General features: G+C 53.3%; 18 protein-coding genes. 3 read left to right on the forward strand and 15 right to left on the reverse strand.

The window, feature by feature from the left end:
• The first annotated feature begins 272 nt into the window (after window positions 1-272).
• Window positions 273-2,237 (forward strand): FAD-dependent oxidoreductase, encoded by a 1,965-nt coding sequence (locus tag U868_RS0107090; protein WP_025152685.1) that lies wholly within the window; start codon window positions 273-275, stop codon window positions 2,235-2,237.
• Window positions 2,238-2,310: 73 nt separating this feature from the next.
• Here U868_RS0107090 and U868_RS0107095 read toward each other — a convergent pair whose 3' ends face one another.
• The 11 genes from U868_RS0107095 to kbaZ form a co-directional block, all read right to left on the reverse strand.
• Window positions 2,311-3,792: a nucleobase:cation symporter-2 family protein gene (locus U868_RS0107095; RefSeq protein ID WP_025152686.1), complete on the reverse strand. Its 1,482-nt coding sequence runs from the start codon at window positions 3,790-3,792 to the stop codon at window positions 2,311-2,313.
• Between the two features lie 1,628 nt (window positions 3,793-5,420).
• Window positions 5,421-6,593 (reverse strand): MalY/PatB family protein, encoded by a 1,173-nt coding sequence (locus U868_RS0107110; RefSeq protein ID WP_025152687.1) that lies wholly within the window; start codon window positions 6,591-6,593, stop codon window positions 5,421-5,423.
• Between the two features lie 12 nt (window positions 6,594-6,605).
• Window positions 6,606-8,177 (reverse strand): maltose/glucose-specific PTS transporter subunit IIBC, encoded by a 1,572-nt coding sequence (malX, locus tag U868_RS0107115; RefSeq protein WP_025152688.1) that lies wholly within the window; start codon window positions 8,175-8,177, stop codon window positions 6,606-6,608.
• 138 nt (window positions 8,178-8,315) lie between these two features.
• Window positions 8,316-9,173: a tagatose-bisphosphate aldolase subunit KbaY gene (gene kbaY / locus U868_RS0107120; protein WP_025152689.1), complete on the reverse strand. Its 858-nt coding sequence runs from the start codon at window positions 9,171-9,173 to the stop codon at window positions 8,316-8,318.
• 2 nt (window positions 9,174-9,175) lie between these two features.
• A complete protein-coding gene (locus tag U868_RS0107125) occupies window positions 9,176-10,345 on the reverse strand; it encodes an SIS domain-containing protein (protein WP_025152690.1) in 1,170 nt (389 codons plus the stop codon).
• Between the two features lie 283 nt (window positions 10,346-10,628).
• Window positions 10,629-11,768, reverse strand: coding sequence for an N-acetylglucosamine-6-phosphate deacetylase (gene nagA, locus U868_RS0107130; RefSeq protein WP_025152691.1), 1,140 nt, complete (start codon window positions 11,766-11,768; stop codon window positions 10,629-10,631).
• Complete coding sequence (gene agaF, locus U868_RS0107135) at window positions 11,765-12,199, reverse strand: PTS galactosamine/N-acetylgalactosamine transporter subunit IIA (protein WP_024474789.1); 435 nt, start codon at window positions 12,197-12,199, stop codon at window positions 11,765-11,767. Before agaF ends, nagA begins: the two co-directional genes overlap by 4 nt.
• Window positions 12,200-12,214: 15 nt before the next feature.
• Window positions 12,215-13,090, reverse strand: coding sequence for a PTS N-acetylgalactosamine transporter subunit IID (agaE, locus tag U868_RS0107140; RefSeq protein WP_025152692.1), 876 nt, complete (start codon window positions 13,088-13,090; stop codon window positions 12,215-12,217).
• Complete coding sequence (agaW, locus tag U868_RS0107145; RefSeq protein ID WP_004237713.1) at window positions 13,080-13,859, reverse strand: PTS N-acetylgalactosamine transporter subunit IIC; 780 nt, start codon at window positions 13,857-13,859, stop codon at window positions 13,080-13,082. The genes agaE and agaW overlap by 11 nt, the downstream gene beginning before the upstream one ends.
• A gap of 10 nt (window positions 13,860-13,869) precedes the next feature.
• On the reverse strand, window positions 13,870-14,343 hold the full coding sequence (gene agaV / locus U868_RS0107150) for a PTS N-acetylgalactosamine transporter subunit IIB (protein ID WP_025152693.1): 474 nt from the start codon (window positions 14,341-14,343) through the stop codon (window positions 13,870-13,872).
• 15 nt (window positions 14,344-14,358) lie between these two features.
• The gene (gene kbaZ / locus U868_RS0107155; RefSeq protein ID WP_025152694.1) at window positions 14,359-15,633 is read right to left on the reverse strand and encodes a tagatose-bisphosphate aldolase subunit KbaZ; all 1,275 of its coding nucleotides are present in this window, start codon (window positions 15,631-15,633) and stop codon (window positions 14,359-14,361) included.
• 259 nt (window positions 15,634-15,892) lie between these two features.
• Between kbaZ and U868_RS0107160 the strand changes: the two genes are divergently transcribed.
• A complete protein-coding gene (locus tag U868_RS0107160) occupies window positions 15,893-16,702 on the forward strand; it encodes a DeoR family transcriptional regulator (RefSeq protein ID WP_025152695.1) in 810 nt (269 codons plus the stop codon).
• A gap of 85 nt (window positions 16,703-16,787) precedes the next feature.
• Here U868_RS0107160 and U868_RS0107165 read toward each other — a convergent pair whose 3' ends face one another.
• Window positions 16,788-18,437: an alpha-keto acid decarboxylase family protein gene (locus U868_RS0107165; protein WP_025152696.1), complete on the reverse strand. Its 1,650-nt coding sequence runs from the start codon at window positions 18,435-18,437 to the stop codon at window positions 16,788-16,790.
• A 138-nt stretch (window positions 18,438-18,575) separates the two neighbouring features.
• On the opposite strand from U868_RS0107165, the gene U868_RS0107170 reads away from it, so the two are divergent.
• Complete coding sequence (locus tag U868_RS0107170) at window positions 18,576-19,484, forward strand: LysR family transcriptional regulator (protein WP_025152697.1); 909 nt, start codon at window positions 18,576-18,578, stop codon at window positions 19,482-19,484.
• Window positions 19,485-19,488: 4 nt separating this feature from the next.
• Here the strand turns inward: U868_RS0107170 and U868_RS0107175 are convergent, their stop codons facing one another.
• The 3 genes from U868_RS0107175 to U868_RS0107185 form a co-directional block, all read right to left on the reverse strand.
• A complete protein-coding gene (locus U868_RS0107175) occupies window positions 19,489-20,055 on the reverse strand; it encodes a DUF2786 domain-containing protein (RefSeq protein ID WP_025152698.1) in 567 nt (188 codons plus the stop codon).
• Between the two features lie 205 nt (window positions 20,056-20,260).
• Window positions 20,261-21,223: a substrate-binding domain-containing protein gene (locus U868_RS0107180; RefSeq protein WP_240182697.1), complete on the reverse strand. Its 963-nt coding sequence runs from the start codon at window positions 21,221-21,223 to the stop codon at window positions 20,261-20,263.
• A gap of 266 nt (window positions 21,224-21,489) precedes the next feature.
• The gene (locus tag U868_RS0107185) at window positions 21,490-22,530 is read right to left on the reverse strand and encodes an ABC transporter permease (RefSeq protein WP_025152700.1); all 1,041 of its coding nucleotides are present in this window, start codon (window positions 22,528-22,530) and stop codon (window positions 21,490-21,492) included.
• Window positions 22,531-22,550 lie beyond the last annotated feature (20 nt).

The following is a 22,550-nucleotide window of genomic DNA, read 5'->3' on the forward strand; positions in this document are numbered from 1 at the left end:
CCGCTTTCTTTAACGGAAGCGGCTGTTACCAGCTGATACGATTCAATTTTTTTTATTCCGCTTAAGACCGTGTCAGGTCAAAAAAACAAATCCCGCTCCCCGTTAAAGTAAAAAAAATCCGGTAGCCCTGTTGCGTGTGTGTTATTGCCTTCCTGCATCCGCAGAATTTGACCCGCCCCGCAAAATGACCATAAAACAGACTACGATGGGCCGAATGTGCCCGGTTATTGCATGGTTACCAATACCGAAAACCCGGAAAGCGATAGGTGAACATGAACAAATGTATAGTTACGGACAGCCGGAAATGCATCGGATGTCACGCCTGCGAAATTGCCTGCGTTGTCGCGCATAATGATCACCACTGGCCACATGACAGCCGTGATTACGCCCCCCGTATCCGCGTCATGTTCAAAGAGAGTGACAGCCTCGCTGTCACCTGCCGCCAGTGTGAAGACGCCCCCTGTGCCGCTGCCTGCCCGGTGGATGCTCTGTATATGGCGGACAATATTGTCAAACTGGATCAGGAAAAATGTATCGGCTGTAAAAGCTGTGTGCTGGTCTGTCCGTTCGGGGCGATGGAAATGGTGATGACGTTCGATCACTCGCACGAACTGGCGCAGAAATGCGATTTATGTGATACCACCGGCGGGTCGCCCGCGTGTGTGGCTAACTGCCCGACCAGTGCGCTCAGCATCCTGGATGAACATAAACTGGTGATCCTGCGCAATGACCGCCTGATGCGGGCGGCCACCGGTGCATACAATCAGGCGCGTCAGTCGGAAATCCGTTTTGAGATCCTCAAACGTCCGCCGCGTGAAGGGACAAAGAAACAGAGTGCGGCTCTGCGTAAAAATCATTTCGGCGAAATTTATATCGGGCTGAATGAACAGTGTGCCGGTTATGAAAGTGAGCGCTGTCTGTACTGTTCACAAAAGGCAATGTGTAATATGTCATGCCCGCTGCATAACGCGATTCCGGATTTTGTCCGTCTGGTGCGCGAAGGCAAAATTATTGAGGCGGCGGAGCTGAGTAACTCCACCAGCTCACTGCCGGAAATCTGCGGCCGTGTCTGCCCGCAGGACAGATTGTGCGAAAGCCGCTGTACGCTGCGTAACCACGGCGGCGCGGTCACTGTCGGGAATATTGAACGCTATATCACGGATACCGCCTTTGAGATGGGCTGGCGTCCGTCCGTGGCGGAGGATGTGGTTCCGCGCCCGGAACGTGTCGCGATTATCGGTGCCGGGCCAGCCGGACTGGGCTGTGCGGATGTGCTGACCCGTGCCGGGGTGAAGGCCGAGGTGTTTGAGCGCCATCCGGAAATCGGCGGATTGCTGACCTTCGGGATCCCGCCGTTCAAGCTGGACAAACAGCTGATGGCACAGCGGCGGCAGATTTTCACGGATATGGGGATCACCTTCCGCCTGAACTGTGAGGTCGGTAAAGATATCCCGTTCAGCCGTCTGATGAGTGAGTATGACGCGGTACTGCTGGGTGTCGGCACCTACGGTATGATGAAAGCCGGGCTGGAGCATGAGGATTCCCCGGGCGTGGTGCAGGCGCTGCCGTTCCTGATCGCCAGTACCCGCGACGTGATGGGGCTGCCGGTGGCGGATGAATACCCGTGGATTGATGCGGAAGGGAAAAAAGTGGTGGTACTCGGCGGCGGTGATACCGCAATGGACTGTGTCCGTACTGCTGTCCGCCGTGGTGCTGAGAGTGTTATCTGCGCCTACCGCCGTGATGAGGCGAGTATGCCGGGCTCGAAGAAAGAGGTCATCAACGCCCGTGAAGAGGGTGTGGAATTCCTCTATAACGTACAGCCGCAGTTTATTGACCGCACTGAGCAGGGGGCGGTCAGCGGTATTGGGCTTATCCGCACGCAACTCGGTGAACCGGGGCCGGATGGCCGCCGCCGTCCGAAACCGGTGGAAGGGTCTGAATTTATCCTTGATGCGGATGTGCTGATTATGGCGTTCGGCTTTCAGTCTCATCCGATGCCGTGGCTCAGTGGTTATAATGTTCAGCTGGATAAATGGGGACAGATTAAAACCGGCGGCAACGGTCGTATGAGTAATCAGACCACCAACCCGAAAATTTTTGCTTCCGGTGATGCGGTGCACGGCGCGGATCTGGTGGTCACCGCTATGGCTGCCGGTCGTCAGGCCGCCCGCGAGATGCTGAGTATGTTCGATGAACAGGCACAGGCACCGCAGGCGATGGTCAGTAACGCATAACGGAGAGCCATAAAAACAAAACCGCGATAATGATTATTATCGCGGTTTTTTTACGGGCAAAAATCAGAGGGGGTCAGATAACACGTTTGTTCTCCGCACTCATGGCCATATCCGGCAGGTCACGCTCTGTATCCGGGATATCCGGCATTGCCCCGAGCTCCTCTGCCGGCATATCCGGCTCTTCCTCATTGGCTGCACCACGCGGTTGTCCGACCGGGATCAGCAGATTCAGAATAATCGCCGTCAGACCGCCGACACAAATCGGGTTCTCGGCAAGGATATATAAAGACGGCGGCAGAATACTGAAGATCTGCGGATCATAAGAAACCCCCAGCCCGAGACCCAGGGATGTTGCCACAATCAGGGTTTCGCGGCGGCGCAGGCCGTTGGAGATAATAATGCGCAGCCCGGCAATGGCGATCATGGAGAACATCAGTGTCATTGCCCCGCCCAGTACCGGTGCCGGAATGGTGGTAAAGAACCAGCCGATACCCGGGAACAGGCCGAGGAACACCAGGATAACAGCAATAAAGCGCCCGATATAACTGGAGGCCACACCGGTCATCTGGATCACACCGTTGTTCTGGGCAAAGGTGGTCAGCGGCAGTGAGCCGAGAGCTGACGCGATAACGGACACCACACCATCCGCCATCACACCGCCTTTCAGCCGGTTCTGGTACACCTCACCGTTAATCGGCTGATTGGATACCATGGCTGTCGCTGTCAGGTTGCCGACCGCTTCCAGCACGCTGAGCATATAAATAATGGCGACCACCAGGAAGTGGGTGAAATTAAATGAGAAGCCGAATTTAAACGGCACCGGTACCGTAATAAACGCAGTGTTCTGATAAGTGCTGAAATCCACCAGTCCGAGGAACAGTGAAGCAATGTAGCCCGCCACCAGGGCAATGGCGATCCCGCCCATCCGCAGCAGCGGACTTTTGCAGCAGTTAAAACCAATCACCACCAGCAGGACCAGTAATCCCACACCGATATTTTCATAGTTGCCGTATGTACCGGCCGATTTGGCGGAGAAACCGCCGCCGAAGTCGATAATCCCGACCTTGATAAGGCTCAGACCGATCATCAGCACCACCACGCCGCTGACAGTCGGGGTGATTATCCGGCGCAGATAAGGCAGCACAAAAGAGGAACCGACAACCAGGAAAGCACCGGCAAAAGAGACGCCGAGCAGAGAGGACAAAATCAGTTCTTCATGGATCCCGTCACTGCGCATGGCGGTACCGATGGCAATCATGGCAGTCACAAATGAGAAATTGACGGACTGAATAGATAACAGGCCGGAGCCCATCGGCCCGTAGCGGTGAACCTGTATCCAGGTACCGATGCCGGAGGCAATCATCACCATAGAAACCAGATAGGCTGTGGTATCGGCGGATAAATCCAGGGCTTTACCCACAATCAGGGCAGGCATCACCATCGGAACAAACAGGGCCAATAAATGGGTTACCGCACCAAGAAGGGCCTGGAAAAACGGGGGCTTGTCGTCCAGCTGATAGATTAGATCAGAGGTTGGATGATTGAGATCTGACATCCTTCTCTCCTTTATAATAAATGGAATGAGAGGTCATACGTCGGCCTCAGCGGATCGTTTGGTACAGGGAATAAAGCAATAACTGAACCAGCGGCGCGACAAAGAAATAAAAATGTGAGAGATCTCTTAAATCATCTGCGATTTGTGAAATGTATCACCGGGATTTGCGAAGGGCTTTCCGCTACGGTCAGCCGGACCGATAAAAAGCAGTGTGAACAGCGTTTGTGCAGTATGAGAATGATATCATCTCATTTTGATAATGAAACGGCAGTGATAATGGTATCCCCCGGAACCCTGTGCAGGAAAGGGGACGGGTAATTCAGGCATTCTGCGGAGTGGCTATTCCGCTAATGACACTTTCTTTAAATAAGATATTTCCATTTTTCGCTAATGGAATTATATTAGGAATTAGTTTATTAAATAATATATACCAATTAAGAATGTACAATTATCTTAAATAAACGGACAAAGGTAAAAATGGATTACGTAATAACACGTGCGATCATCATCTAAATTAATATTTACTTGTTGTTTTTTTGTTACCGGACAGCCTTATTCTTGTTTATTACAAAAAAAATCCGACAGATATAAAATGTAAAATATAAAATATATTAGTGTGTTATGTGTCTTTTGATAAAGAGGTTGTTTATTCATCATATGAGTATTATCCTAAAAACACAGAAGCAGCATAAGAAAAAATTCGGTCTTAAATTTCATCAAAGTAATCATATGACATGCTTGCCCGGATTTTTTATCTTTATAATGCATTAATACGTTATTTAATCCCGTGTTTGTATTGATGGTTGTTTTTTTATGTCATAAACGGAAGAAGAAGAATTACTAATAAAAGGAATAACGATGAAAAAAATACGCTATTTACATATAAAGCTAATCCATTTCTTATTGACGCTATATTTTATGATGATAATCTTTATCGCAATAAGGAACTGAGTTATGTTTGTTATATGTAAGGAAAATACAGACCTTGTTTTAAATTGAGTCTTTTCTTATTGGCCTTTGAATGTTTTAAATGTAGATTGAAGGTGTGTTCACGTTATTACTCTCAATTTTAATGAAATACCGAAGTGTTGTTTTATAATTTCATGTCTGACATGAACTGTGAATTAATATTCAGATATACCCCTGAAAATATTAAAAAATGCAGTTGTTACAGATGTTTCTTATAACAGGATTGTTATAAGTTAATATACCCGCAAGGATGCGAATATAACCTGACTGATACGTTATTATCTTAAAAAATAAAGGAATTATTTTTTAATGATTTAGCGGGATAACGGATATATCCCTCAGGGACATAAACGGATGTTACCGGACAAGGTTGCCGGTGTAAACGGACTTACCACACGGATGTATTATCAGGGAGCCTGTATTTTATCACCACAGGTAATAAACGGATTTACCCCGGGAAGGGGACGGTAAACGGAATTTACCGTTACACGGAAGTAAGAGCGGACAGGTGTCATGCCCCGATGCTCTGATGAAAATGGATTTTCACTGTAGTACGCATGACAAATCAAAGTAGTTAAGTGTTGTCAGTACAAGGTAAAACATCGGTAATTATGGCGACCCTGTTGACGGAATACAGCAAGGTCGCCAATTTTTTTCTGTTACCGGGCGTTTTTCAGACGGTTTACCGCTTCCGCCAGCAGTGCGCGCGGCGTACCGAAGTTAATCCGCAGATACTGTTCACCATCCGCCACATAATGACTGCCATCCTCAACCACCACGCCGGTCTGCCGGGCATAATTCAGTGTCAGATCCGTCGCTGTGCGTCCGGTGGCGCTGATATTAACCCAGGCGAGGTAAGAGGACTCCGGCTGCATCATCTGCCAGTCCGGGAAATGTGCCGCCACGGCCTGTGTCAGATAATCCGCATTGCCTCTCAGATAACGGTTCAGCTCATCCAGCCAGTCAGTGCCGTTGTTGTAAGCCTCAATAATGCCCCATACGCCGAACAGGTTAGGAGATGTAATCGAATTTTTCTCAAGCTGCCGGCGGAACTGTGCCCGCAGTGCCGGGTCCGGAATGATGCTGTAAGAAGTTTTCAGCCCGCCGAGGTTAAAGGCTTTGTTCGGCGAGGTCAGCAGGATCAGATTCTCCGGTGCCGCACATCCCGGGCGCAGACAGCCGGTGAAGCTGCCGTACAGCACATGTTCCGCATGCACTTCATCGATCACCAGCAGCACGCCGTATTGCAGACACAAATCTGAGACCTGTTTGATCTCCGCTGCTGTCCAGATACGCCCGGACGGATTATGCGGCGAGCAGAACAGCCAGACTTTCGGCCGGTGTTCGCGCATTTGCGCCTCAATATGCTCAAAATCAAGATGATAGCGGTTATCCCGTGCCACCAGCGGGTTGGTCAGTACCGTCACATTCTGCCGGGTCACCGCATGGGCAAACGGGTCATACACCGGTGTGTTCATCATCACGCAGTCACCGGGCTGACAAAATGCCTGCACCAGGTAGTGCAGGGTGGAAACGGTGCCGTAACTGAGTGTCACCCACTCCGGCTGAACTGTGACCTGATGACGCTCTGCCTGGAAGCGGACCACCGCATCGTAAAATTCATCAAAGCACCAGGTGTAGCCGAAGGTACCGTGTTGTGCCACCTGCGTGAACCGCTCAATTACTGCGGGCGGGGATTTGAAATCCATATCCGCTATCCACAGCGGAATGAAATCCTGCGGGACATCCCCGAAACGGGAACAGACATACTGATGATCCCATTTCCGGCAGCGGTCACTTTTGCGCTCAATTATTTCATCAAAATCGTACATGCTCAGTTCCTGTTAAATTAAGGCTTCAATGCCGGATTTCACACTCTGCACCTGCGGGCCGATAATCACCTGGACACTGTGGGCATCCAGTACCACCACAGAGAGAGCTCCGGCTTCTTTCAGGGTTTTCTGATCCACCTTATCCATATCTTTCACCACCAGACGCAGACGGGTGATACAGTTATCCAGCGAATCAATATTCTCTTTGCCGCCGAGCGCGGTGAGGATCAGGTTGTGATCGTATTTGGCTTTGCCGCGTGCTTTTGTATTGGCTTTCACTGCCTGTTCCGCGCCGTCAGCGGCATCTTCACGGCCCGGCGTTTTGACATCATGCTTCAGAATGTACCAGCGGAAGACAAAGAAGTAGATAGCGAACCAGATAATCCCGACCGGGAACACCAGATACCATTTGGTGGCTGTTCCCTGCATGATGCCGAAGATCAGCAGATCCAGAATCCCGCCGTCAGTGTTCCCGATAGTCACGCCGAGCAGTGCCATCACCAGCAGGGCAAGACCGGACATAATAATGTGGAAGATATAGAGCACCGGCGCGATAAACAGGAACAGAAACTCAATCGGCTCGGAAATCCCTGTGACCACGGAAACCAGTACTCCGGACAGTAATAACCCTTTGATCACCGGACGGTTCTCCGGTTTTGCGGTGCGGTAGATAGCGTAAGCCACCGCCGGCAGACCAAAGATAAAGGTCGGCATAAAGCCCTGGGACAGGAACGCGGTGACATGCGGGCTGAACGGCAGACCGGCCTTCAGTTCGGCATAGAAAATATTCAGGGCTCCGGCGACTTCATTGCCGTCAACAAATTCCGTGCCCCCGGCCGGGGTAAAGCGCACCATTGCCAGCAGAATATGGTGCAGCCCGAATGGCTTGAGCAGCAGCACGCCGACACCGTACAGGAACGGGCCGAAAACATCGGTACTCTGAATGATATGGCCGATCCCGGCAATGCCCATGGCGACATATTCCCACAGGAACGGGATCGCGAGGCCGACCAGTGACATTGTCAGCGCGGTGATAATCGGTACAAAACGGATGCCGCCGAAAAACGCAAAAGCATCATGCAGAACGGTATCCTGGAAACGCTCATGCAGAAAATAGGTGATAACGCCGACCACAATCCCGCCCAGCACACCCATTTCGAGGGTCTGGATCCCCAGCACCACAGACTGCCCGACCTGTTTCATCATCGCCGGGTCGGCAAGCTGGTGGGTGACGGTCAGGTAATAATTGATGCTCATGTTCATCAGCATATAGCCGACAAACCCGGCAAAGGCACCGACCGCCTTGTTACGGTTTGCCAGCCCGAACGGAATGGCCATGGCAAACATCACCGGCAGATAGGTAAAAGCAAAGCCGCCGACCATTGCCATAAAACCAAAGGTCAGCTGGACAAATTCATTGCCGAGAAACGGAAAACTGCTGATCGCGGAAGGACTGGTGACCGAACTGCCTATCCCGAGTAATAGCCCCATGAAAGCCAGTAATGAGACGGGAAACATAAAGGTTTTCCCGAGACTTTGAAAAAATTCCCAGAGTTTGGATTTAAACGACTTTTCCTGCGACATCGTAGGGTACTCCTCAGCTTCTTTATAATTTATTGGTTAAGGGGTGTTACGGAACAGTCTTTTTTATTGTTGTTTTTTTATTATTTTTCGCAGATGAAAAAGGCGGCACTGCGGGGGAACACAGTGCCGCCTGACGGGTTACAGAAGCTGACCTTCCGCACCACAGACTCTGATTTTATCGCGGACAACCGCTTTCATGGCATCCATACCGACCCGCATGTAATAGCGCGGATCGTTGCCGTCCGGATTTTCCGCAAACCAGGCGCGCACCGCCCCGGCAAAGGCAATTTTCAGCTCGGTGGCGACATTGACTTTGCACACCCCCAGCTCAATGGTGCGGCGGACATCCGCATCCGGCACATCACTCGCGCCGTGCAGCACCAGCGGGATATCCGTGATGCTGCGGATTTTTTCCAGCCGTGCAAAATCAATTTTCGGACGGCTGGTATACAGGCCGTGAGCGGTACCGATAGCCACCGCCAGACTGTCGATGCCGGTCAGCTGCGCAAAACGGCGCGCTTCATCCGGGGAGGTCAGAAAGGCACTTTCCGCATCCACATCCATATCATCCTCGACACCGCCGAGACGGCCGAGTTCCGCTTCCACGCTGCAATCCTGACTGTGGCAGAAATCCACCACGGATTTGACCAGCGCGACATTCTCCTCAAACGGGAAATGACTGCCGTCGATCATGGCACTGCGCACCCCCTGGCCGACTTTGGTGCGGATATCGTCAAGGGTTTCGTGATGGTCAAGATGCAGCGCGACCGGCATGGAAAACGAGCGGGAATACGCATCACACAGCGCATAGATTTCCGGGAAACTGATGTGTTTAAAGGTGCCCGGCGTGCCTGCCAGAATTACCGGTGCCCGCAGTTCCGCACAGGCTTCCAGAATGGCCTGAATCGTTTCGGCATTATGAATATTAAACGCCGGAACTGCATAGCCGTTGGTCTGTGCATGTGTGAGCAGATATTTGGTTGAGATGATCCCCATGATTACGCTCCTGTATTCTGGTTATTGAAGGGGTGAATAATCACGCCCTGAACAACGCGGTTAACGGTTCCGCTGGCAGACGGGGTATCCGGTGTGATCCCGGTTCTGACAGACTGACTGAGGGCAAATAACTGTGCATACGGCAGAAAACAGAACAGCAGTTCTGTATCGCTGAGGGCATCACCGGCAGGCAGATAACAGTGTGTCCCGGCGCTGATGACGTCATCCGGCAGATCGGCTATTGCGACCACCTGTCCGGCGATCCGGTCACGGCGCAGTTCGGTCAGCAGATCCAAGTCATACTGACGGGTGTAAGGCTGGTTTGAGATGTACACAACCACCAGGGTATCACCGTCGACCAGCGATTTCGGGCCGTGGCGGAAGCCGGCAGGGGTGTCATAAAAGGCGGCGATTTGCCCGGCGGTCAGTTCCAGCAGTTTGAGGGCGGATTCCCGCGCCAGTCCCTGGAAGCTGCCGCTGCCGAGGTAAACCACGCGCTTAAAGGTATCATTGCCCGGCAGAATTTGTCTGCTGCTGCCATGCGCGGCGAGAATATCCCGTGCCCGCTGCGCCACAACGGCAAAACGTTCTGTGCTGAAGGTCTGCGGGGCGAGGGTGGCGAGACAGCTGCACATCATTGACGTGATGCTGCTGGTCATGGCAAAGGCTTTGTCATTGGTCTGCGGCGGCATCAGCAGGGCAAAACCGTTATCACTGCCCTGTACACGCTGATACAGATGCCCCTCTTTATTACAGGTGATCACCAGATGAGAACAGCGGGCAACACACTGATTAGCAAGATCAAACGCGGCAACGCTTTCCGGGCTGTTACCGGAGCGGGCGAAGGAAACCAGCAGTACCGGCTGTTGTTCCGGCAGATAATCCGCCGGATTGGTCACGATGTCGGTTGTCGGGATAGCAGTGACGCTTTTGCCGGTCAGGCGGCGCAGTACGGGAGAAATCATCTCGCCGATAAAGGCGGAGGTTCCGGCACCGGTCAGAATGATGCGCAGGTTGTCCTGAGCCAGCAGCGGCGCGAGAAAGGCATCCAGCTGTGCGCGTTGTGAGTCGATTGAGTGTAATGCACTCATCCAGCAATCAGGTTGCTGGCGGATCTCCGTTTCCGTCCAGGTGGAATAGCGGGGTGTGGCGGCAGAAAGAGGGTCGTGCATAGCTTCATCCTTTACATGACGTTCAGCCGAAAGTGAAATGAATCAAAAGATCACCCGATCCGTCATTATCTTTCGGTTGGTTTCGTTTTGAGGTTTCATTTCAATTTACAGGAAGGGAAACGAAGGATCAATGCAGTAATGAAAAGAAAACGAAAAGTGTGATTTACGCCACAAGTGAAATGATTAAGCTGTTGTTTATTAGCTGGTTATATAAAAATACCCGGCGGATAAGCATAAGGAAAAGAAAGGTGCGGAGAGTACCGCACCTCAGAATGAAAGAAAATCAGCGTACCGGCTGCCCGTGGATCCAGGTTTGTGTTACCCGCCAGTCACTGTTCAGGTCATTGAAGTGCGCCCGTTTTCCGGGGGAGATACTGCCGTGTGTTGCGGTGATCCCCAGCAGTTGTGACGGTTGCAGAGAGGCCATGCGGATGGCGGTTTCCGGCAGCGTACCGGTATCACTGATCATCCGGCTGACCGCGTCATCCAGTGCCAGGGTGCTGCCGGCGAGGCCGCCGGAGGCGGTCCAGACAATGCCTGCTTTCATCGTGACATCATGACCGCAGATATCATATATGCCGTCCGGCTGCCCGGCAGCCCGCATGGCATCGGTGATCAGTACCGTGCGGTGTGCGGCACACTGACAGACAATCCGCATCACTGCCGGGTGGACGTGATGCCCGTCAGCGATAAGCTCCAGCCAGGCGCGCGGGTCGGATAATCCGGCTCCCGCCATGCCCGGTTCGCGGTGATGCAGGCCGGTCATGCCGTTGAAACAGTGAACCAGCCCGTCAGCCCCGGCATCAAGTGCCGCCAGGGTCTGCTCATACGTGGCGGCACTGTGGCCGAGCATCACATTCAGCCCGCGCTGTTTCAGGTGGCGGATGGCATTGAGTGCGTCCGGTTTTTCCGGTGCCAGCGCGACGACTTTCAGTGTGCCCTGCGCATCGGCAATCAGGGTATCCAGCTCACTGATCTGCAACTCACGGAACAGTTCCGGCGGGTGCGCGCCTTTATTCTGCGGCGTGAAATACGGCCCTTCCAGATAACTGCCGAGCACTTCCGCCACCGGCTCTGTGGTGGTCTGCTGCTGACAGTAGCGGGCGATCCGCGCAAGGGTGCTGCGCAGATCCGGCAACGGGGCGGTCACCGTGGTGGCGAGCCACGCGGCGACTCCCTGTTGTGCCTTGAAAGCGGCAATGGTTTTCAGTGCCTGCGGGTTATCATCCATCACATCCATACCCTGTCCGCCGTGGACATGGGTATCGATGTAGGCGGGGCAGAGCTGCTCCGCATCAAACTGTGTGTCTTTTGCCGCCAGCGGCGTGATAGCGGTAATGATGCCGTCTGACACCGCCACCGCCTGGTTTTCCCGCCAGCCGTATTCTGTCAGCACCCGGCGGGCGCGGATTTGCTGAATCATATGCCTTCATCCTCCGTTTCACAGCAGCGTTCACGCTGTAATTCATCCGTCAGGCTGGTTAATCCGCGATGTCCGCAGGCCAGTGCTTCACGGCGGAAATCCGCCGGAGAGAGAGAATCCCGCTCCAGTGCCATTTCCAGCAGCAGCTGCAGATTGGTACCGGTGATCACTTCGCGGTCTTCCCGGCCCTGTGACAGGGTGGCCGCCACGCGGAACGGGGTACCGCCGAGGATATCGGTCAGGAAAATCACGCTGTCGCAGTGTGACATCAGTGCCAGTGCGGCTTCCAGTTCCTGTGTCAGACGGGCGGTGGTGGATTCCGCCGGAAAATCAACCGCCGCGAAATCCTCCTGCTCCCCGATAATCTGTAACATGGCTTTTTCCAGTCCGGAGGCAAAGCCCCCGTGACCACATAAAATAATTCCCGGCATCAGTTGCTCCTTTTATTACAGGAAATGGGCGAATTTACCGATAATACCCAGCGCCACGGTCAGTACAATCAGGCGCAGCGGGCTCCAGCCACGGCGCACCAGCCAGAACATTGACAGCGTGTATACCAGCGGCAGGAAAGCAGGCATCAGCTTATCAATCACATCACTCTGTAATTTCACCACCGCATCACCGGCGGTGATTTCCAGTGTGGTTGAGAGCCGTACATACGTTGCCACCAGCGCGCCGATCACGGTCATCCCGACAATCGAGGCCGCATGGCCGACTTTTTTGGTATTGGCTTTGATAAGCGGAATGGCGGCAACCCCCATCCGGTAAGCATAGTGCGCCAGGCCGAAACGCAGCCCGAAATGGACAACGTTAAACATTACCAGGAACACCACAGCACCGAGAATCGAGCCCTGCAAGGCGAGGCTGGCACCGATACCGCCGCAGATAGGCAGCAGGGTCAGCCAGAACATGGCATCACCGATCCCGCCCAGCGGTGCACCGACAGCAATTTTGGTACTCTGAATACTGTTCACGTCCTGTTTGGAACGTTCCATTGCCAGGATGATGCCGATAACAAAGGTCACCAGGAAAGGGTGGGTATTGAAGAACCCCATATGGCCTTTCATGGAGCGCGCCAGATCACGCGGATTGGTGTGGATTTTTTTCAGTGCGGGCAGTAAACCGTACAGCCAGCCCGCCGCCTGCATCCGCTCATAGTTAAAGGATGCCTGTAACAGCAGGGAGCGCCACGCGACCCGGTTGATGTCTTTGTGGGTCAGTTCCGCACCGGTGCTCTGATCTTCATACACGTTCTGGTTACAGTCTGCCGGCAGTAAGGTTTCCGCTTCTGCGGCAGATGAATGATTTTTTTCAGATGCCATCTTCAAATTCCTCGTGTGACGGTTGTGCCGGTTCGCTTTCTGCCGGTTTGCGGACAAAATCGATCATTGCCATCGCCAGTGCGGCGGCGGCGATGGCCAGAACCGGCAGCTGAAGCCAGGCGGCGCCGACAAATCCCAGTATGAAATAAGGAATGTAGGCATTTTTCATCATGATTTTCAGCAGAACGGCAAACCCGATGGCAGGCATAATGCCGCCCGCGACACCCAGGCCGTCAATTAAGCGTGCAGGGAGTACGTCAATCAGGGTTTTGGCGTGATCCGCCCCGAAATAGATCGGCAGGAAGGCACAGAGAAAATAGAATGTACCGAGCGCCAGCAGTGCGAGGTAGTTGATGCGCTCAATTCCCCGGGTATCCGCATTGGCAGCCATTTTGTCACAGCGGGACATCACACCGGACATAACTGAGAACAGGAAGGTGATCCCCATCTGCACTGCCACGGCAAACGGTACCGCGACGCCGACCGCCACTTCCGGTTTGACCCCGGTGGAGATAGCAAACGCCGTACCGACAATGGTACCGATAATCACGTTCGGCGGCTGGGCACCGGCCAGCGGCGCGAGTCCCATCCAGACCAGTTCCAGTGTCCCGCCGGTCAGGATCCCGGTATTGAGATCCCCGAGGATCAGGCCGACCACCGGCCCCAGCACCACCGGACGGTGAATGTGGGTGAGCCCGTTAAACAGATCCAATCCGGCAATAAAGGCTACCAGCCCGAGAGCGATAGCTTGTAACAGACTGATTTCCATACATGTATCCTCAGAGCAGTTTAAACAGATCCTGCGCCGGTTCTGTCGGTACGCCCTGGATATAACAGGCGACACCGGCCTCGTTAAGCCCGCGGAATGCGGCGATATCCGCCTCATCCACAGACACTGTTTTGGCAATCTGACGTTTTCCTTCGCTATAGTGAATATTGCCGACGTTAATGCGTTCCACCGGAACACCGCCTTTCACCAGGGTCAGAAAATCTGCCGGGGTTTTGCAGACCAGCAGAATTTTCTGGCGGTCAGCGGCTTTATGAATATTGTCGATCACTTTCTGCAGCGGCCAGAAACGCACGGCAATCCCTTCCGTCAGCACCATTTCCATCAGGTTCTGCTGTAACGGATCTTCCGCCACCTCATCATTGGCAACCAGCACCAGGTTGGCACCGGCAAATCCCACCCACTGAACACCAACCTGTCCGTGGATTAATCGTTCATCAATACGACTTAACACAATATTTGGCATGGCTGTTTCTCGCTCTTATCGGCAGGCATCGTGATAGTGACGCAGCACAGTCTGAATGTGTGCGATGATTAATTCGTCCGGCGCGGCAGAGATTGTTCCGGCACGTACCAGCGGGTACTGTAACGGCAGATACTGGCTAATCAGCGGCAGCGGGATCGCCGTTTCTGTCAGGTTTTCCAGCAGACGGGATACCGCCGCGCTGATGGTCTCATCCGGCCAGTAATAGCGGATGCGATCAGAATAGCTGTAGCTGCGGGCAAGGCGGCGGGTCTGCTCATCACCGGTGTAATAACTCTGCCAGTAACCCGGTTGTTTCAGCATGACATCTTCCAGCACCCGGCGCAGCCCGGAACGTGCCGCCGGGGCAACCAGCTCATCTTCAATACCGGCGAGAGCATACAGCGCTTCACGCAGGGCGAAGGTCAGGCCGGGGCCGACTTTCAGAATCGCAAAGTGATCATCCACCAGCTGACTGAGCGCCTGCGGGGTCTGGTAATCGGTGGAATGCGCCTCGTACACCAGGTGGTCATGATGCGTAATCATCTCACTCAGTGCGCGGGCTTTTTCAGGCCGGTAATCAATGACATTGTTGTGATCAAATTCCACGCCCGGCTGCACCACCAGCCCGGTAATGCGCGGCCAGATATCTGTGAGCTGATGCTGCGTAAATGCGTTCTGATGTGCGGCAATAGTGGCGGACGCGGCCTGCGGTGTGGTGACCGCCAGCTCATTCAGCTCTTCGTGAGCCCCGCCCGGCACCGGCACTTCCGTACCAATCACATACACCAGGTCGCGGACGCCGAAATGTTTTTCACAGGTTTCTTCTGCAATGACCGCCAGGCGGGCGGCACGCTGTGCGACGATTTCATCCGTCAGCGGTACCAGATCACCGGCACAGGACATACTGCAGTCGAGGTGAATTTTTTTGAATCCGGCGGCAACATACGTGCGGATCAGCTCATCGGCTTTTGCCATTGCTTCTTCAGCCGGTTCATTCTGCCAGCGGTTCGGCCCGAGGTGGTCGCCGCCGAGGATCAGGTCTTCGCGGGAAAAGTGATGTTCATCGGCGAGTGTCCACATAAAATCACGGAAATCTGCCGGGGTCATGCCGGTATAACCGCCGAACTGATCGACCTGATTGGAGGTTGCTTCAACCAGTAACGGTGTTTGTTGTCCACGGGCAAAACATACCGCTGCTTTCAGAACATACGGATGGGCAGAACAGACAGCATAAATCCCTGTTTTCTCACCCCGTTTGTGACGGGCAACGATATCAGTTAAAAGTTTCACTTTCCTCTCCTTACAGCCGGATGTGGTTTGTTTTTGTTTCGATGTCTGAATAACATACTGCTATACAGAAAAAAGAAAACAAAATGAAAGGTTGTGAAATCCGGATCTTCATCACAAAAGAAATATAATGAAAGTGTTTGTTCCCGGGTAATCCGGGGTTCACCCTTTTTATGGGCTTGCATTCTGTACAAAGAAAAGCGTTAATATGCCAAACGAAATGAAACGAAAGATTTTTTAAATGAATGTTAAGGATAAAATCATGAACAGTCCGGATGCCGGGACGGATAACCGGGTGATGGGAACGAGTGAGCGGCGTGAGCATATCATCCAGCTTCTGCGCGCCCACGGCAGTGTTCAGGTTAATGCGCTGTCGCAGCAGTTCCGTGTTTCCACAGTGACTATCCGCAATGATCTCGCTTTCCTTGAAAAACAGGGGATCGCGGTGCGTGCTTATGGCGGCGCACTGATTTGTGAGGGCGTTTCACCGGTCAGCGAACCGTCGCTGGAAGATAAAAGCACCCGCCACACGACCATCAAACGCGATATTGCGGCGGTAGCAGCCGACCTTATCCGGCCGGGGCTGCGTGTGATTCTGGATTCCGGCACCACGACCTGTGAAATTGCCCGTCAGCTGCGCCACCATCAGGACACGATTGTGATGACCAACGGCATGAATGTGGCGAATGCCCTGCTGGACGCGCCGGGCGTGGAGTTGCTGATGACCGGCGGTCAGCTGCGGCGTCAGTCGCTCTCTTTTTACGGCGATCAGGCGGAGCAGTCATTACAGAATTATCACTTTGATATGCTGTTTCTCGGGGTGGATGCGATTGATCTTGAGCGCGGCATCAGCACGCATAATGAAGATGAGGCGCGTCTGAACCGGCGGATGTGTGAAGTGGCCGGGCATATTGTGGTGGTGACGGATTCCAGTAAATTTAACAGCTCCAGCCTGCATAAAATAATCGATACCCAGCGTATTGATACCATTATTACCGATGACGGTATTCCCGAAGAAAGCCTGACCGGATTGCGCCGGATCGGTACAGAAGTGATTCTGGTGAAGGGATAACAAAAAACAGGGGGTATCTGTCCGTATGCTATCCGGCGCAATCCGGTACAGGCTAATCCGGGGCTGCATCCGGATTGCCGGTGGGTTAAAACGAGTACAGTGTTGCCACGGATTCACCGAGTTTTTTTGCCAGGCCGGAGGCGGCATAGCGCTCTGTAATGATTTCAATATATGCGGCGCGGTCACCGGTTTCCGCTTCCCGGATTGCCTCATCCAGTTCCGCGCAGGTGGTAACGCGGCGGCAATACCAGTTATCGCATCCCAGTGCCTGCGGCAGTTGCGCGTAACGCCACTGCGGCAGGTCGTTATAAACAGCTTCCGGGTCTTTGCACAGCAGGCGCTCAATGAGATAGCCGTCATTATTCAGCACAAAAATAAGCGGTTTCAGACCAAAACGGCCAAACTGACTGATTTCCTGGGCGGTCAGCTGGTGTGAGCCTTCGCCGGTGATCAAGATCAGTCTGCGGTCAGGCGCCGCAACGGCTGCGCCAAAGGCCGCAGGTGTTGCCCAGCCGATAGATCCCCATAACGTCTGGTTATGGAATTGTGCCCCTTCCGGCAGCAGCGCAAACCCTAATCCCATTGAAACCGTGCCGGTTTCAGCGATGATAATGTCGTCTTTTCTGAACATTTGCTCAAAACGGGGATACAGATACGGCGGGGTAATATTACCGGCAGCGTCAGCTACCGGTTTACCCAGCCCCGTGGCAGCCGGAATATGACATTCCCGGTGCGGCAGTACGGCGGTCAGGGCAGGCAGCACATCCCGCATATACACATTCTGATACACCGCTGAGCCGATGCGGACATGATCCGCCATAATGCTGATCCGTTTTTCCGGTGCGATATCAGCGGTAAAACTGCCGGTGTTAAAGTCTGTCATCACCGCGCCGATACCCAGCACACAGTCACTGTTTTCAACAAATTCCCTGACCTGCGGATTCATCAGCTGACCGTTATACATCCCGGCGTAATGCGGGTCGGATTCACTGATGATGGCTTTATCCATAAACATGGTGGCGTACGGCAGTCCGGTCTGGCGGATTAGCGCCTGTACGTCATCAATCAGTCCGGAACGTGCGGCCAGCATGCCCGGCAGAATACAGGCAGACGGGCTGTCCGTCAGTTTTGCCCTGATCGCGGCAACTGCCTCCGTGAGCGCGGTTTTGTCACTGACCGGTTGTGCCGGTGCGGTAAGGTGTTCCGGCATCTGAACCGGCTGTGTGGCGTAATCAAACGGGAAGCCCATATAGACCGGACGGCGCTCACGCAGCGCGGCAGCAATCAGGCGTTCTGTCTCCGCTACACAGTTCTCCGGGGTCATAACGGCATGGGCACAGGAAAGGCGCTGTCCCAGCTCATAGAACAGGCTGAAATTACCATCGCCCAGAGTGTGATGCACCAGACGGCCACGCTTCTGCACACCGCTGGCGGGCATGCCGACCAGATGAAAGACCGGCAGATTTTCTGCATACGATCCGGCAATACCGTTAATAGCACTCAGTTCCCCGACCCCGAATGTGGTGGAGAGGGCCGCCATGCCGTTAACCCGCGCATAGCCGTCAGCCGCATAGGCGGCGTTCAGTTCGTTACAGTTACCCATCCATTGCATTGTCCGGCTTTCGCAGACAGCGTCTTCAACCGGGAAAGCGAAATCTCCCGCAACGCCAAAGACATGGCGGATGCCTAAGTCCTGTAAGCGGCCCAGTACATGTTCGATGACGGTTTTTGTCATGATGTTCTCCGGTAATACAGTGGCTGATTTATCAGCTTTAAATGATTAACAATATGAATGAGTTTTAGCGGGAATTACGGTAAACAGGAAATGGTTTATACTCATCGGGGCTATAACAAAAGGTAATAGGTGACAGGCATGGATATACGGACATTGCGCTACTTTACGGAAGTGGTGCAGCTTAACGGGTTCAGCCGGGCGGCGGATGCCCTGTTTGTGACACAACCGGCCATCAGCCGCAGTATTCTCCGCCTGGAGGATGAACTGGGATTTACCCTGCTGACCCGCGAACCGGATGGCGTCAGTCTGACAGATGAGGGCGCGGTGCTGTTTGAACACGCAACCCGCATCCTGGCGCAATTTAACAGTATGAACAAAGCGTTACAGGATAAATCCGGCCCGCTGACCGGTACCCTGAATGTCGGATTACCGCCGGTTATCGCCTCAACCTATTTTGCCGGGATCATTATGGCGTTCAGTACCCGTCATCCGCAGGCGGAACTGAAGATTTTTGAACTCGGAACAGAGCAGATGTCTGAGGCCATGGCGGAAGGCAGTGTCGAAACGGCGGCGGTGATGCTGCCGTTTGATGATACCCGCTTTGATTTACAGCGCTTTGCAACGGATCGTCTGATGCTGCTGGTGAGTACCCGGTACCGGCTGGCAGAGAGTGAGCAGGTGAGCTTCCGTGAATTAACGGATGAAAAATTTGTCCTGTTCTCCGACGATTTCCGTATCAATGAACTTATCCGCAACGCCTGCGGTATTTATCATTACAAACCGGCGGTGGCAGGCAGGAGTAACCATCTGGATCTGATCATGGCGATGGTCAGTGCCGGGGTCGGCGTAACACTGCTGCCGGAAAGTATGTGGCGCGCTCACCGGACAGACGGGCTGGCGGCGGTCAGTGTGGCGGACCCGGTGCTCTCTTATGATCTCGCGCTGGCTAATGTGAAAGGGTATCAGAGCCGCAGTTGTCTGGCATGGAATACACTGGCGCGGGAAATTCTCGGTATTTCGTGTGTCACCGGTGCTGATCCCGGCTGACCATTTACTGTAAATACAGGATATACAGCACAAATAACAGCAGGATGATGAAAATCAGTGCCGGGCCGGTGACGCGCGATCTGACCGGGCGCGGCTCCTTTTCCGGCGGACGGCGCGGCTGAGCCGGCGGTACCGGCGGAGTCACGGTTTCAGGTTCAGGTTCAGGGCCGGGGGCGGGTGGCATATCATGACCGGATTGCTGCGCCCTGCGTTTTTCCAGCTCGCGCAGTGCCTGCTGTTCCCGTTCTCTCTGCTGTTTCCGTTGCTGTTGCTGCTCTGCCACTTTCTGAAATGCCCGCAGCCGCTCCTCTTCCTGCTGTTGCAGTCGTGTCATTTCCCGGTGCTGCTCTTCCGGGGTCAGCGGGCGGGGCGGTGTTTTTCTGCGGGGTGGTGCTGGCGGCGGCGGAGAGGGTTCTGCGGAATAGATATCAGATAACTCAAGGCGGTATTTTTTCATGAAGATCCGCGCTTTTGAAAAGGCGTTCGCGGCTTCATTCTCATTACCGGCATTTTCGGCAAGAGACATCAGCTTTCTGACTTTTTCAACCGCCTTTTCTCTGTCATCCATCATTTCTTATCACGTATTTATCCGGCAGATACGACTATCATACGGTGAATCAGAGTGAGGGAAAGAGTGAAAAACGGCGTTACAGGATATTCAGTGGTTCATGCCGCGTTCCGGACATGATTTTTTTGAATGGTATATAAAACCGCCTGAACAGGGAAGATTACGGATAAAAAAACGCCGCCTTCACAAGAAGACGGCGGGAGTGTATTTATTGACGGGCATCCAGTAACTGCTGTGCGTTTTCTTTGGTGACCTGAGTCCACGGAATCGCGTAACGTTTGTCTTTACCGTTATTCCATTTCAGCTGGTCAGCATACTGAACCCAGATTTGGGACTGTGGCTCGTATTTATCACCTTTGACCGCTTTCATCGCCAGGTCGATAGAACCCTGCATCTGTGCATTCGCGTCCTGGAGGATGGAGACCATTTCGCCCTCCTGAACAGAGCGGATAGCATCAGATACGCCGTCAACACCGGCAATGGCGAAATCATTGACATTCAGACCGGCAGATTTGATTGCTTCAATCGCACCCAGTGCCATTTCGTCGTTCTGAGCGATGACACCACCGATTTTACCACGGTGTTTCTGCAACCAGTTTTCCATCAGCGGCATCGCTTCCGCGCGTGACCAGTTAGCGGTTTTGCGTTCCAGCACTTTCACTTTACCCGGACCACATTCCGCAATCGCTTTGTCATTACCTTCGCCGCGCTGAATTTCACCGCTGCCGCCTTTCGGCCCTTCGATAATCACCACGTTACCTTCACAGTTCATTTTTGCCAGAACCGCTTTGGCTTCCATATAACCGCCGAGGACATCATCAGATACCACTTCTGCGGTCATTTTGTCGGTGTTCAGACGGGCGTTGGTGACGATAACCGGGATTTTGGCGTCATTTGCCATGGTGACCACGTCGATATTCGCTTCATAATCCATCGGGTTGATGATGATAGCGTCGGCTTTGGTCTGGATTGCGGTTTCCGCCTGGTTGTTCTGAACCATCGGGTCATAACGGCCATCATAAACTGTGATGATCGCTTCACCGTTTTTTACAGCCGGATGCTCTTTTGCGGATTTTTCCATTAACTGGACAAATTCAGCTTTCATGCCGTACATCAGAACGGCAATTTTCACCGGGTTGTCCTGTGCCGCAAATGCCTGTCCGCCCATCATCAGGGCTGTCAGTGCAGCGATTTTGGTCAGTTTTTTCATGGTCATTCCTTCATTGTGTAGGGTATTATTTTTTTGCTGTTTTCGTCTTTTTTTTACGCTTCATCCTTCAGCCTGTGGTGGTGTTGGCTGCGTTCAGCCTTCCGGATCACATACTGATGTATGCTCCCCGGAATTCTTCACTTGCCGCCTTGCCACAAACCGAATGATATTGCGTAAACGCTTCATGCAGAATGTGGCAGGCTGAAAGAATCCGCGCGGTACTGCCATCAGTCACGGCGTTGCTTACGTGACGGATCCAAAAGTACGGCGATAACAATTAATGCGCCTTTGATAATCTGCTGGTAATACGACTGCACGCCCAGCAGGTCGAGACCGTTATTCATCACACCGATAATTAACACACCGAACAGGGTGCCGACTAAGGTACCCACGCCACCGGCCATACTGGTGCCGCCGATAACCACCGCAGCGATCGCATCCAGCTCGTAGGCGCTGCCTGCACTGGTTTGTGCTGACCCGGTACGGGCGGTCAGAATCAGACCCGCAATACCGGCTAATGCGCCGCACAGGGTGTAAACCAGCACTTTAATTTTAATCACGCTGATTCCGGAGGTTCTGGCACTTTTCGGGTTGCCGCCGACGGCATACACATAGCGGCCGAAGGTGGTTTTATTGAGTAAAATCCAGGCGAGAATAAAGATAACGGCCAGGATCACCACCGGTACCGGGATATCCAGGATATAGCCGTTACCCAGCCAGCGGAAATCACTGTTGAGCTGGGAAACCGGGTTACCGTCAGTGGTCAGCAGAGTCAGACCGCGTGCCGCAGACAGCATCCCCATGGTGACGATAAACGGCTGAAGGTTGAATTTCGCCAGAATCGTCCCGTTAAGCAGACCACAAATGATACCGATGCCGAGTGCGATAATCATCGGGATCATCACGGCATTGGCGGTATCACCGATAGCCAGACCGGTATTGCTGGTGGCAAACCGCGCTGCCACAATGCCGCTCAGAGCCAGCACCGAACCGACAGAGAGGTCAACACCGGCGGTGATGATGACGAAGGTCATCCCGATGGCGAGAATACCGTTGATGGAAATCTGACGCAGGATAATCAGCATGTTGTCCTGACTCAGAAAGTAGTTATTGGTCCATTCGCCGCGGGCGACCTGAACTTCACCGACAACCGCCACAATCAGACACAGCACAAAGAACGCCAGAATGATGCCGTATTTGTGCATATTTTTCTTGTTACGGGCGATAAATGAGACCCCTGGTGCGGGTGCAGTATTTGTTGTATTCATGGTCACTTCTCTTTATTCAT

Origin of the sequence: Morganella morganii H1r, assembly GCF_000633515.1 — a bacterium.
Lineage (GTDB): Bacteria > Pseudomonadota > Gammaproteobacteria > Enterobacterales > Enterobacteriaceae > Morganella > Morganella morganii_B.

What these genes read in the sequence shown, in the direction of transcription:
- nagA (WP_025152691.1), bottom strand. Translation starts at nt 11,768, where the DNA reads ATGATTCAGCAAATCCGCGCCCGCCGGGTGCTGACAGAATACGGCTGG.
- U868_RS0107175 (WP_025152698.1), bottom strand. Translation starts at nt 20,055, where the DNA reads ATGATGGATGACAGAGAAAAGGCGGTTGAAAAAGTCAGAAAGCTGATG.
- U868_RS0107110 (WP_025152687.1), bottom strand. Translation starts at nt 6,593, where the DNA reads ATGTACGATTTTGATGAAATAATTGAGCGCAAAAGTGACCGCTGCCGG.
- U868_RS0107095 (WP_025152686.1), bottom strand. Translation starts at nt 3,792, where the DNA reads ATGTCAGATCTCAATCATCCAACCTCTGATCTAATCTATCAGCTGGAC.
- U868_RS0107090 (WP_025152685.1), top strand. Translation starts at nt 273, where the DNA reads ATGAACAAATGTATAGTTACGGACAGCCGGAAATGCATCGGATGTCAC.
- U868_RS0107185 (WP_025152700.1), bottom strand. Translation starts at nt 22,530, where the DNA reads ATGAATACAACAAATACTGCACCCGCACCAGGGGTCTCATTTATCGCC.
- kbaY (WP_025152689.1), bottom strand. Translation starts at nt 9,173, where the DNA reads ATGGGGATCATCTCAACCAAATATCTGCTCACACATGCACAGACCAAC.
- U868_RS0107160 (WP_025152695.1), top strand. Translation starts at nt 15,893, where the DNA reads ATGAACAGTCCGGATGCCGGGACGGATAACCGGGTGATGGGAACGAGT.
- U868_RS0107165 (WP_025152696.1), bottom strand. Translation starts at nt 18,437, where the DNA reads ATGACAAAAACCGTCATCGAACATGTACTGGGCCGCTTACAGGACTTA.
- U868_RS0107170 (WP_025152697.1), top strand. Translation starts at nt 18,576, where the DNA reads ATGGATATACGGACATTGCGCTACTTTACGGAAGTGGTGCAGCTTAAC.
- agaF (WP_024474789.1), bottom strand. Translation starts at nt 12,199, where the DNA reads ATGCCGGGAATTATTTTATGTGGTCACGGGGGCTTTGCCTCCGGACTG.
- U868_RS0107125 (WP_025152690.1), bottom strand. Translation starts at nt 10,345, where the DNA reads ATGCACGACCCTCTTTCTGCCGCCACACCCCGCTATTCCACCTGGACG.
- agaE (WP_025152692.1), bottom strand. Translation starts at nt 13,090, where the DNA reads ATGGCATCTGAAAAAAATCATTCATCTGCCGCAGAAGCGGAAACCTTA.
- U868_RS0107180 (WP_240182697.1), bottom strand. Translation starts at nt 21,223, where the DNA reads ATGATGGGCGGACAGGCATTTGCGGCACAGGACAACCCGGTGAAAATT.
- agaV (WP_025152693.1), bottom strand. Translation starts at nt 14,343, where the DNA reads ATGCCAAATATTGTGTTAAGTCGTATTGATGAACGATTAATCCACGGA.
- malX (WP_025152688.1), bottom strand. Translation starts at nt 8,177, where the DNA reads ATGTCGCAGGAAAAGTCGTTTAAATCCAAACTCTGGGAATTTTTTCAA.
- agaW (WP_004237713.1), bottom strand. Translation starts at nt 13,859, where the DNA reads ATGGAAATCAGTCTGTTACAAGCTATCGCTCTCGGGCTGGTAGCCTTT.